At 41.8% G+C, this 11,410-nt stretch carries 8 protein-coding genes and 3 tRNA genes; 7 read left to right on the forward strand and 4 right to left on the reverse strand.

Annotated elements, in window-relative coordinates:
• Window positions 1–898: 898 nt before the first annotated feature.
• From AAEY98_RS03835 to AAEY98_RS03865, 7 genes are all read left to right on the forward strand, one after another.
• On the forward strand, window positions 899–1,318 hold the full coding sequence (locus AAEY98_RS03835; RefSeq protein ID WP_350996284.1) for a secondary thiamine-phosphate synthase enzyme YjbQ: 420 nt from the start codon (window positions 899–901) through the stop codon (window positions 1,316–1,318).
• 250 nt (window positions 1,319–1,568) lie between these two features.
• A complete protein-coding gene (uvrY, locus tag AAEY98_RS03840; RefSeq protein WP_011638098.1) occupies window positions 1,569–2,213 on the forward strand; it encodes a UvrY/SirA/GacA family response regulator transcription factor in 645 nt (214 codons plus the stop codon).
• A 44-nt stretch (window positions 2,214–2,257) separates the two neighbouring features.
• Window positions 2,258–4,090 (forward strand): excinuclease ABC subunit UvrC, encoded by a 1,833-nt coding sequence (gene uvrC / locus AAEY98_RS03845; RefSeq protein ID WP_101087778.1) that lies wholly within the window; start codon window positions 2,258–2,260, stop codon window positions 4,088–4,090.
• A gap of 44 nt (window positions 4,091–4,134) precedes the next feature.
• A complete protein-coding gene (gene pgsA / locus AAEY98_RS03850; protein ID WP_011638096.1) occupies window positions 4,135–4,683 on the forward strand; it encodes a CDP-diacylglycerol--glycerol-3-phosphate 3-phosphatidyltransferase in 549 nt (182 codons plus the stop codon).
• Window positions 4,684–4,999: 316 nt separating this feature from the next.
• A tRNA-Gly gene (locus tag AAEY98_RS03855) sits at window positions 5,000–5,075 on the forward strand.
• 41 nt (window positions 5,076–5,116) lie between these two features.
• Window positions 5,117–5,190 (forward strand) — tRNA-Cys (locus AAEY98_RS03860).
• A 49-nt stretch (window positions 5,191–5,239) separates the two neighbouring features.
• Window positions 5,240–5,325: transfer RNA gene (locus AAEY98_RS03865), tRNA-Leu, on the forward strand.
• A 265-nt stretch (window positions 5,326–5,590) separates the two neighbouring features.
• Here AAEY98_RS03865 and panP read toward each other — a convergent pair.
• The 4 genes from panP to AAEY98_RS03885 all read right to left on the reverse strand — a co-directional run bounded on the left by panP (window position 5,591) and on the right by AAEY98_RS03885 (window position 11,298).
• Window positions 5,591–7,231, reverse strand: a complete 1,641-nt coding sequence (gene panP, locus AAEY98_RS03870; protein WP_351015093.1) for a pyridoxal-dependent aspartate 1-decarboxylase PanP — start codon at window positions 7,229–7,231, stop codon at window positions 5,591–5,593.
• 230 nt (window positions 7,232–7,461) lie between these two features.
• Entirely contained in the window at window positions 7,462–8,631 is a 1,170-nt protein-coding gene (locus AAEY98_RS03875; RefSeq protein ID WP_192116014.1) for a glycerate kinase, read from the reverse strand.
• A gap of 20 nt (window positions 8,632–8,651) precedes the next feature.
• Complete coding sequence (locus AAEY98_RS03880) at window positions 8,652–10,010, reverse strand: GntP family permease (RefSeq protein WP_162022704.1); 1,359 nt, start codon at window positions 10,008–10,010, stop codon at window positions 8,652–8,654.
• A gap of 130 nt (window positions 10,011–10,140) precedes the next feature.
• Window positions 10,141–11,298, reverse strand: a complete 1,158-nt coding sequence (locus tag AAEY98_RS03885) for a sugar diacid recognition domain-containing protein (protein WP_101087786.1) — start codon at window positions 11,296–11,298, stop codon at window positions 10,141–10,143.
• Window positions 11,299–11,410 lie beyond the last annotated feature (112 nt).

Genomic DNA, 11,410 nt, shown 5'->3' on the forward strand with positions numbered 1-11,410 from the left:
AATAAGACTAATGATGCTTAAGAATATTAAGGATGATACTAGGACACGCTCATGGATTTGAGCATAAGCTCGGCAAATGGATAGCCGAATCAAGGATGGGTGAAGACAGTAAATAGTCGACACAAGGAAAAAAAGGATAGGGCTGCAGGATGCAGCTGGGATAATTCAACGGATTGAATAGATTTACCGCTCAGTCAACGGATAGGCTGTTCAACGGAATGAAACTCATGCGTTTGTTTGTGTTACACAAATAGACAAGGAAATGAGAACAGGGAAAAGGACTGCAGGAAGCATGTTTACATGGATGGTGCAGGGAGCAAATTTCAGCCGGATTGCTGACAAAAGTGTTAACGGGCACAACCTTATAACTTAAGGTTGTGCCTTTTTGCTTTCTGGCGGAAATTATCCAGCCTTAGAATAATGTATTGGTTACGATGATGTATGCTTCGTTACCCTTAAAGCACAGTGCTTAAAGTTATGCAGATGCCAATTTATGATCATTTTTCTGTTTAGTTAGCATTAATGGTGAATATATATAGACCGTTTAAATCTTTGCAAACCTAGCCTTTATTATCTACATTTCATAATCAATCCAAAAGTATACAAAAATAAATTCCCCTATATTATTGTTTGTAAAGTAATAATTGTTAAATCTAATGATGTTCTTTCGGATATTCTTTTAGATGTTCTTATATTGCTAAGGATGTAACTACTCTATGAACAGTGAAATTGATATTAATCGGTTAATTGTTCGGTAAATAGTGAGTAAATTGTGTGACAATAGCCTCATTTTTTTCAGTCTTAACACTGCTCTGATGTATGCTTTGTATTTCGTTCTGCATGTTGTTGCTTAATGGTTTATTCATCTGTGCGAGTCGCTTGAAGAGGGATTTATTTGATGTGGTTACAACGAGAGATGACACTTAACTCTAAAAGACGAGGATTTCATTTAATTACTGATGAAGTGATAGCACGGCTGCCAGAGCTAGGAGGTATCAATGTTGGCTTATTGCATGTGTTTATTCAGCATACTTCAGCATCGCTGGCGATAAACGAAAATGCTGATCCTACTGTTCGTGGCGATTTGGAACGGCATTTTAATGTACTCGCACCAGAAGGTGCGCCATACTTCCAGCATACTTATGAAGGTGTCGATGATATGCCTGCGCATATCAAGTCGACCCTGATTGGTTCTAGTCAGTCTATTCCGATTACCCATGGGCGTTTGAACTTGGGTATTTGGCAAGGTTTATATTTATGTGAACATCGCGACCATGCTTCGGCGCGTACTATTATTATCACCTTGCAGGGTGAATGATTTAAAAAGGTTAAATTGCAATGCTAAGGTAACAAAATTGCCTATTTTACATTCATTTCTCACGTTAATAATTGACTTTGCTTGTGTCAGTAAATGTAAAGATGCTAAATTCAAGCAGATAAATGAGATATGTAAAATATGCAATGTTACCGGTGTTTTTTTACGATAAGATTTTACATATAAATGTTTTATATATAAAAACGGCCCTAAAATTCAAAAATGAATTACGCATAATAATAGGTGGGTTTACGTGATATCTGTATATTTGGTTGACGACCATGAACTCGTGAGAACGGGTATTCGTCGCATTTTGGAAGATGAACGCGGTATTAAAGTCATCGGTGAAGCACCTGATGGAGAAACAGCCGTACAGTGGTCTCGACAAAATGAAGCGGATGTCATTTTAATGGACATGAATATGCCTGGTATGGGGGGATTAGAAGCCACCCGTAAGATTTTACGCTATCAGCCAGACGCTAAAATTATTGTGTTAACCGTACAAACAGAAGACCCTTTTCCGACCAAAGTGATGCAGGCTGGTGCTTCTGGTTACTTAACCAAAGGTTCCACATCGCCAGAAGTATTGCGTGCCATTACTCAAGTGGCTCGTGGTCAACGTTATTTGTCGCCAGAAATTGCGCAACAGATGGCGCTAAGCCAATTCAACCACTCTGACGAGAATCCATTTAGCAGTTTGTCTGAGCGAGAATTGCAAATTATGATGATGATAACCAATGGTGAAAAGGTTAATGATATTTCTGAAAAATTAAATTTAAGCCCTAAAACTGTCAATAGCTATCGTTATCGACTATTTGCCAAACTGGGGATCGGCGGTGACGTTGAGTTGACCCGTTTAGCTATCCGTTACAAAATGCTCGATACAGGTTCATTCTAGTCAGGAATAATGTATTCCTCGCAACGCATTAAGTAGCTTTAATCATGCCAAGTGGTTTTAACGCCAAATCTTTTTTAAAACATGTCACCTCAGCGCCTGGTGTTTATCGAATGTACGATAAACACCAACAGGTTATTTATGTTGGTAAAGCCAAAGATCTCAAAAAACGCTTAAGCTCGTATTTTAGAGTCAATATCGCCAATGTTAAAACTCAGGCGCTGGTTTCGCATATCGATCATATTGATGTGACCGTTACGCACAGCGAAACAGATGCGCTATTGCTCGAAAACGATTACATCAAGCAGTACATGCCCAAATACAACGTGCTGCTGCGTGATGATAAATCTTATCCGTATATTCTGTTGAGCGGCCATAAGCACCCTCGACTTGCTTATCATCGTGGTCCAAAACGTGAAAAAGGTCATTATTTTGGCCCATACCCTAATGGTGGTGCAGTCCGTGAGAGTTTGCATTTAATGCAAAAGCTGTTTCCAATCCGTCAATGCGATGACTTATATTATAAATCCAGATCTCGGCCTTGTTTACAGTATCAATTAGATCGTTGCAGTGCGCCTTGTGTGGGGATTGTCAGTGATGAGGAATACAGCGAACAGGTCAAATTAGCCGGTTTATTTTTACGCGGAAAAGACAAACAAGTCATATCACAGCTGGTGGCCAAAATGGAGACTGCTGCAATTGATATGGAATATGAGCGTGCGGCACAGTATCGTGACCAAATTACCGCATTAAGGCGCGTGGCAGAACAGCAGGAAGTGTCAAATCATAAAGGCGATATGGATGTCATCGGCGTCGATTACGCCTCAGGTATTGCCTGTTTTCATCTATTGTTTATTCGCGATGGTAAAATTTTTGGTAGTCGCAGCTATTATCCTTCAGTACCCGCAGAAACTGAAATTGAAGAAGTGTTGTCATCATTCTTGGGCCAGTTTTACCTTAATGCCGATATTCAGCGCACTATTCCAAAAGAAGTCATTCTCAGCCATCACTTTGACGGTATAAAAGAATTAGAAGCGTCGATAGAACACGCATTAGATAAAAAGTTTGAGTTAAAAACGCAAGTAAGAGGCGACAGAGCTAATTTTTTACGTCTTGCCATGACTAACGCCAGTAATGCCGTCGCGACCAGACTGTCACATAAGAATACTGTTGAACAACGTTTTCAATTACTTGAAGAAGCACTTGAACTTAATGAACCAATTAAGCGGATGGAATGTTTTGATATTAGCCACACCATGGGTGAAAGCACTGTGGCATCGTGTGTGGTGTTTAATCGAGAAGGGCCGCATAAAGCCGATTATCGCCGTTACAATATTACCGGTATTACCGGTGGTGATGATTATGCCGCGATGGAACAGGCAATAAGCCGTCGATTTGATAAAATCGACAACAATGGCAAAGTACCCGATTTAGTCTTCATTGATGGTGGTATTGGCCAGTTAAGAGTGGCGCAAACGATTGTCGATGAAAAGTGTGTCAATATTGATAATCCACCATTACTCATTTGCGTGACTAAAGGTGAGGGTCGCAAAGCAGGCCTTGAAACCTTTATTGTTGGTGGCAGTGAACAAGCTTTCGATATTCCCAGTGATTCGCCTGCATTTCACTTAATGTTGCACATTCGCGATGAGTCACATCGCTTTGCGATTACCGGACACCGTAATAAACGTCAGAAAACTCGCAATACTTCTACCTTAGAATCCATCGCAGGTGTGGGCCCTAAAAGACGTAAAGCTTTGTTGCAACATTTAGGCGGAATTCAAGAAGTGAAGGGCGCTAGCGTGGCTGAATTGACAAAAGTACCCGGAATTAGCTTAGAAATGGCACAAACAATTCATGATGCATTGCGAGGGGGCTAAAATTAAGGCAAGATTGGCGCTGCTTCTGACAAATTGGTCTTTTTATGCCGTTTAACTTACCTATTGCACTGACATTATTCCGTATTGCTTTGTTACCCGTATTTATAGCGGTATTTTATTTACCATATCCATGGGCACCATTTGTTTCGGCATTTATTTTCTGGTTGGCCGCTTTGACCGATTGGTTAGACGGTTATGCTGCGCGTAAACTTGGTCAACTAACCCGATTTGGCGCTTTTTTGGATCCAGTTGCAGATAAAGTCATGGTGTCGACCGCATTAGTGCTGTTGGTTCAACAAAATGACAATGTGTACTTAACCTTAGCAGCGTTATTTATGATTGGTCGCGAAATTGTTATTTCAGCTTTGCGTGAATGGATGGCCGAAATAGGCAAACGTGGCGTAGTTGCCGTGTCTTGGATTGGTAAATATAAAACTGCCACGCAAATGATCGCAATTATTGGATTGATTTGGAAACCCACACCTTGGCTAACTGATGTCGCTTACGGCTTGTTTTATATTGCCGCAGCACTGACGTTCTGGTCGATGATGAGTTACATTTCAGCAGCTTGGAAAGATTTAACGGCAGAATAGCGTAATAATAGTTCAATAAGATTATTTAGTGCGCAAACAGTCAAAATTGCGTAAATCAATAATTGACACACGAGGTTAATTCGGTAGAATGCCTCCCCGTAGACAAGTGATGAGTCAACAACAAACCTTAGGGTTTTATGTTAACTAACATGATTAATGCGACATTAGTTTAGTTTGATAGGCTGAAATATGAAATCTTTCTTACTAATATAATAAAGCATTAAAATGATTGAATACGCGACATTAGCTCAGTTGGATAGGTTGAAAGACGATACCTTTCTCGCAGATTTAATAAAGCGTTGAAACGATTGAATAAGCGACATTAGCTCAGTTGGTAGAGCGATACCTTGCCAAGGTATAGGTCATCGGTTCGAACCCGATATGTCGCTCCAATTTCTTATCTTATCCGATGGATTTGAATTTGGTTAAAGATGGCGCGATGGCAGAATGGCTATGCTACGGATTGCAAATCCGTCTATCTCGGTTCGACTCCGGGTCGCGCCTCCACAAAATTGCGTTTGATGGTTACTTTAAGTAACGGTTAAAACAACACTTTGCCCGAGTGGTGGAATCGGTAGACACAAGGGATTTAAAATCCCTCGCTGAATAAGCGTGCCGGTTCAAGTCCGGCCTCGGGTACCATCATTTACATACGTAAGTATGGTGTAAAAAAGCCTCAACATTAGTTGGGGCTTTTTTACGTCTGTAATTTAGGTTTTATTGTAAAGGTAAAGGTAAAGGTAAAGGCTAAAGTGTGTTTCAAATATGGCTGTAGGCCATGAGTACAAAAGTACAAAAGTACAAAAGTACAAAGAAAACACCTGGATCCCGGCTTAAAAACACTGCCGGGATGACGAGAAGGTAGCTAACAAGCTATAAACATCGAAGTTATTGATAAGTCTGTGCTCTACAACGCCAACAGTTGTGGTAAATATTCACTGTCTAAAGCTGCAATGTCGATTTGTTCTGTGAGCACATCTTGCAATATTTGATGACTGGTCAACGGATTGGCGAGTACCACACGAAATACAGTCGTTTGTTGGCGTAAGTATTTTGCTGGCTTAATACGTGTGCGTGACACAAACGATTTGCCTTGTTCGCGTTGATGCTTTTGAATAAATTGCGTCAGTCCATCGAGTAGTTCATTGATTGATGCAACTAAAACGCTATCTTGGTTGGCTAGAGCTGTAGTAAGTATGGCTTGCACCGTTTTTGGTACATAACGATAGGTCAGCAAACATAACTCAGGCTCAGTGACTAACTCAAAATCAGGGTTTTGGTCGATGATTGAGGCAAAATAACGGGCTTTTTCTAGGCTGTTATTAATGAGGATTTCATAGCCATCACGGCCAATAATTTGAAGACAAGCATGCACTAGCATTGCCATTCCAGGTCGCGAACCTTCCAGCGTTTGACTGCCTAGGTCTTTTGAACCTACCCGGAGAATATATTCAGCATGATGCACTATGGCTTGCGCCAGTTCAGGGTCTTTAAATAGCACCATACCGGCGCCCATTGGAACATACATTTGCTTATGGGCATCGATAGTAACGGAGTCAGCTAACTCGATGCCTTTTAGTAAATGGCTATATTTTTTGGACAATAAACTTGCGCCGCCCCATGCCGCATCTACATGGAAATGACAATTTAGCTCGCTGGCTAACACTGCTAATTCAGTTAAGGGATCCACATTGCCTGTTTCAGTTGTACCCGCGATACCAACAATGGCCATGACTTTTATATTTTGTTGTGCCAGCTTTTCTGCTGCATCACGCATGGCAGCAACATCGACTTTATGATGCTCATCTGTTGGGATGCTAATGATGTTATCTCGGCCAATACCCAACAAGTCGGCAGTTTTGCCCAAAGAGTAATGACCGCGATCGGACACTAAAATAGCAAGGTCATCATAGCCATAAAAACGCAATGCTTTCGTCATTCCTTCGCGGCTGACGCCTTTAAAATCGTCGCGTGGTTGTAACAGCCGGTTTCGGGCAATCCACAGCGCGGTGATATTGGCAACGGTGCCGCCTGAGCAAAATGCCCCAAGTGAATGGTTAGCACTGTGCATCCATTGGTGATAGAAATTATCAGATTGCTGATACACCAAATGATGCATCATGCCTAACACTTGGCGCTCTAATGGGGTAAAGGCTTTCGATGTTTCAATTTTGACTAAATTTTGATTTAGACCCACCATCATTTTTGACAGTGGTAACACGAAATAAGGCAATGCCGAAGTCATGTGTCCAATAAAGCTGGGTGCTGAAGTATGGACTGAATGAGCGACTAGGTTTTGCATGATTTCGTCGGCATAATCAGAAACGAACTTGGGATCGGTCGGGATCTGATAGGCGCTAAAGTCAGTTTCTATTTCTGACAGCGGTTTTTCCAGTGCGGCGATGCTGTTACCTAAAAAACCTGCGAGGTCTTGAGACAGCTTTTGCTCAATAATGCTCAACGTCGAGGTTGAATCTTCAGGGGCGGTAAAAATTCGCAGTAAGCTGTCTTCTGAAGCGTTTGCTTGACGGGTGATTTTCGAGGTCATTTTGCTTGCCGTAATGATGAAAACTTCATCCTGATAGCATTGACGGGTGCTTTACGATTAACGCTACACCTTCAGGATGAAATGAGGGTGCTAACTTTACTGTATGGCTGGTTTCGCTTCAAGTATTTATCGTGTTATTACTGCGGATTAGCTGCGTTAATTCAGAATATGAATGATGTTGATATGAATAATCCAGCACAAATGCGGTAAGGTATTTGTGCTGGATTAGATTATTTGTCTGCAAATGAAAGTGACATCATTGCCGCAATGTTGCGTGCGGTATTGGTTAGATTAACCTGAGCTTCAGACAATACTTGCTCTAAGGGCTGCAACGCAGGAATGATAGGGAAAATAGCATGCATGCCTTCGGCTAAAATAGCATCTGCATTTTCACCAAGGCATCCTGAAATACCGATAACCGGAATATTAAGTTGTTTGGCGACATTCAATACTCCCATAGGGGTTTTACCAAACACGGTTTGACCGTCTATTCGACCTTCACCGGTAATAACCAGATCAGCATTGAGACAATGTTGTGCCAACTTAACGCTTTTAGTGACAATATCGACCCCAGGTTTTAAGGTTGCATTTAACATTGTCATTACGCCAAATCCCATACCGCCAGCAGCCCCAGCACCAGGGTGTAATTGACAGTGCCCATCAATTGACTGGTTAAGGTGTTGGTTAATGATATGAGCAAAATGCCCCAAAGCGAGATCAAGTTGCTCAACCATCTCAGTAGTAGCCCCTTTTTGTGGACCAAAAATAGCACTGGCGCCTCGTGGCCCGCATAATGGATTATCGACATCGCACGCAACTTCAATTACGCACTCCTTAATGGCTGGATGGCATGATTGCATGTCGATGTAATGTAATTCGGCGAGGGCAGCTCCACCAAAAGGTAATGGAGTATTGTTTATATCACTTAGTTGGACTCCTAAGGCCTGCATCATGCCTGCGCCTGCATCATTAGTTGCACTGCCACCTAGGCCTAAAATGATGTGTCTTATGCCTCTGTCTAATGCGTCGGCAATCAACTCACCAGTACCAAAACTGGTGGTTAATAATGGATTACGTTGAGTGGATGGCACCAGATGTAAACCTGATGCGGCAGCCATTTCGATTATTGCAGTTTGGTTTCCATCCTCATCTAGTTGTCCTAGCACGCCATAAAATGCGTTAACAGGTAAACCTAAAGGCCCTGTGACAGTGAGATTAATAATCTGTCCTTGGGTGGCATCGACCATAGCTTGTACTGTACCTTCACCGCCGTCGGCCATTGGCACTTTACAATATTGGGCATTTGGGAATACCTGTTTAAATCCATTCTCAATGGCATTAGCCACTTCTAGGGCGCTTAGGCTTTCTTTAAATGAATCGGGTGCAATAACAATTTTCATATAAGACTCTGATTAATAATTTACAGTAAAAATAAGCTTAGTAGATAAACGGTAATCATCGCCGTGACCCCCTGGATTAAGGTGGCCATTGTTTGGGCCCGATACGCTTGTTTGACACTCATGCGGCTAAATTGAGTCACCACCCAGAAGAAGCTATCGTTTGCATGTGAGACGGTCATCGCACCCGCACCAATTGCCATTACGGTTAACACTCGTCCCATTTCTGAGGCTAAACCAATATCGCCTAGTAATGGTGCCACTAATGCTGAGGTAGCGACTAATGCCACCGTAGATGAACCTTGTGCTGATTTGAGTGCGGCGGCCACGATAAACGGCATAAAAATACCCACACCTAAAGCGGACAAGCTACTACCCAGAAATGCACCAATCTCAGTGGCTTTTAATACCGCGCCAAATGCACCGCCAGCACCGGTGATCAATAAAATAGGCGCTGATACCACTAAACCTTGGCTGATACGATCGCTAAACTCTTTGATTTTTTGGTTGCTTTTTAACAGCGATAACGACAGAAATAGGCCGATCATTAAGGCGTTAACAGGTTGGCCCAAGAACACTAATAAATCGAATAAGCCTTGTTCACCTAATGGTTTTGAAGGGAAGTTAGCCACCGAGCCTAAGCAGATTAAAATGATAGGTACAAAAATAGGCGCAAATGCTTTGGTAGGGCTAGGTAATTCGCCATAGGTTTTCTTTAGATCATCAAAATCTTCTTGCTGCAGATTCAGTTCTTCGGCGCCTTCGCCGTCTGGTTGCTCATTGGCAAAACGATTGGCCCACAACATACCGGCAAAAGCGGCAATGGCAGCAACAAACACACCGACAGCTATCACGAGTCCAAGCTGTGATTCAAGGCCAAGATTACCCGCCGCAGCAATAGGACCTGGGGTTGGCGGCACAAAGGTATGAGTAGCGTATAACCCAGTTGCTAGGGCGACGCTCATGGCAACTTGAGACACTTTCATCCGGTTCGCCATTGACTGTTTCAATGAATTTAAAATGACAAAACCTGAATCACAAAAAACAGGGATCGACACTAAGTAGCCAATCATTGACATAGTTAACGTTGGGAATCGTTGGCCAAACAGTTTAATGACCACATCTGCCATAGTTATGGCTGCACCACTTTTTTCGAGAATGGTGCCGATAATCGTACCGAGCACAATGACTAAGCCGATGTAACCTAAAATACCACCGAAACCGCCAGTGATGGTTTTGGCAATTTCATTGCTGGGTAAACCATAGGCAAATGCGGTGAGAAATGAGGCTAAAATGAGGGTTAAAAAAGGGTGCAGTTTAAATTTAGACGTGGCGATGACGATAAAGGCTATCACGCCGATTAAGATCAATATTAGTCCCATAGAGTACTCGTTATTTATTATTGTAGGGGGTGGTTTAGTATTCATCATAGTAAACCATTACCTATAAATTACTTTGTGCGCTTGCACTAATAAATCTACGAGTTAATACTATTTTTGTGCTAACGCACAATTAAGTGCTAGGTTGGTGAATTAACTGACCTAAATATAAACTCAGTAATCCATTAAAACTGTGTAAATCAATATTGGTGATAGTTTGAATTTTATCTAATCGGTAACGCAGTGTGTTTCGATGGATAAACAAACTGTTAGCACAGGCTTGGATGTCTCCCATGTGTTCTAGATAAGCGGCAAGTGTTTTTTGCAATTGTTGGTTATTGTCAACTGCAATGAGTTTCATGTACGGCCCAGCAAGCGCATTACCTCGCCAGTGGTGCCGTAACCCTGATAACAGTACTTGTAAGCTGTAGTCTTGGTATAAATATTTGGTTTTTGTTGGATGTAATCTTTTTCCAATATCTAACGTTTCTTTGGCGGTGCGATAGGAGTAACTAATGCCTAATTCACCACTGAAATAATGCCCCAATGAAATATGCAGGCTAAGTTGCATATTGGCGGGTAAGCGTTTGAGTAATTTGTTGATGCGTTGGTTTTCAAGCTCAGGGTCAAATTGCTTACCATCTAAAAAAGCCGGTTTTAAAATCACTAATTGAGTTAGAGAGGTCATCGCAATTAAGTTATCGCGTACAGGATTTTGTAATAAATACAGTACTTGTTTTAATGCTTGATTGTCTTGTTGATATAATGGGTTTTTGTTATCAAGTTCGATAATGGCGGCCACTCGCGGTACGCTTAAATCGACACCTAATTGCAATGCCCATTGTTGTAAAGAAGGTAAGTCTTGCTCATTGGCATGAATGAGTTGCGAAATAAACTCCTCTTTTTGACGATTCTGCCACTGTAATTGCTCTTGCAAATTTGCTTGCTCGACAATCATCTCTGCTGTCATCTTAAGCAGTTCACCATAGTGGCTTAATGTGTCTGGCTCGCCAGTGATACCGATAACGCCAACCACTTGACCTTGGTAATGCAATGGCAAATTTAGCCCAGGTTTGACGCCATGTAAGTTTGAAGCGATGGCTTGGCTTATTTCAACATTGCGATTTTGGCTGATAGCTAATAGTGCCCCCTCATGTACAGTGCCAATCCGATCGATATCGCCAGAACCTAATATCACTGCTTGAGCATTCATAACATTGATATTATGACCAATAATTTTCATGGTTCGGTCGACAATTTTAGTGGCAATTAGTGTATCAATTTGAAACATGAATTTCTCTGGGCAATCAATATCGGTACTGAATGATACCTGATGTTCGCTAAGTATTGGGAGGAGGTTGGCGCTTAAATGCATTGGAAATTTAAAAAAACAAGCAATGGTC

It is taken from the genome of Shewanella sp. AC91-MNA-CIBAN-0169, from assembly GCF_040310165.1.
Classification (GTDB): domain Bacteria; phylum Pseudomonadota; class Gammaproteobacteria; order Enterobacterales; family Shewanellaceae; genus Shewanella.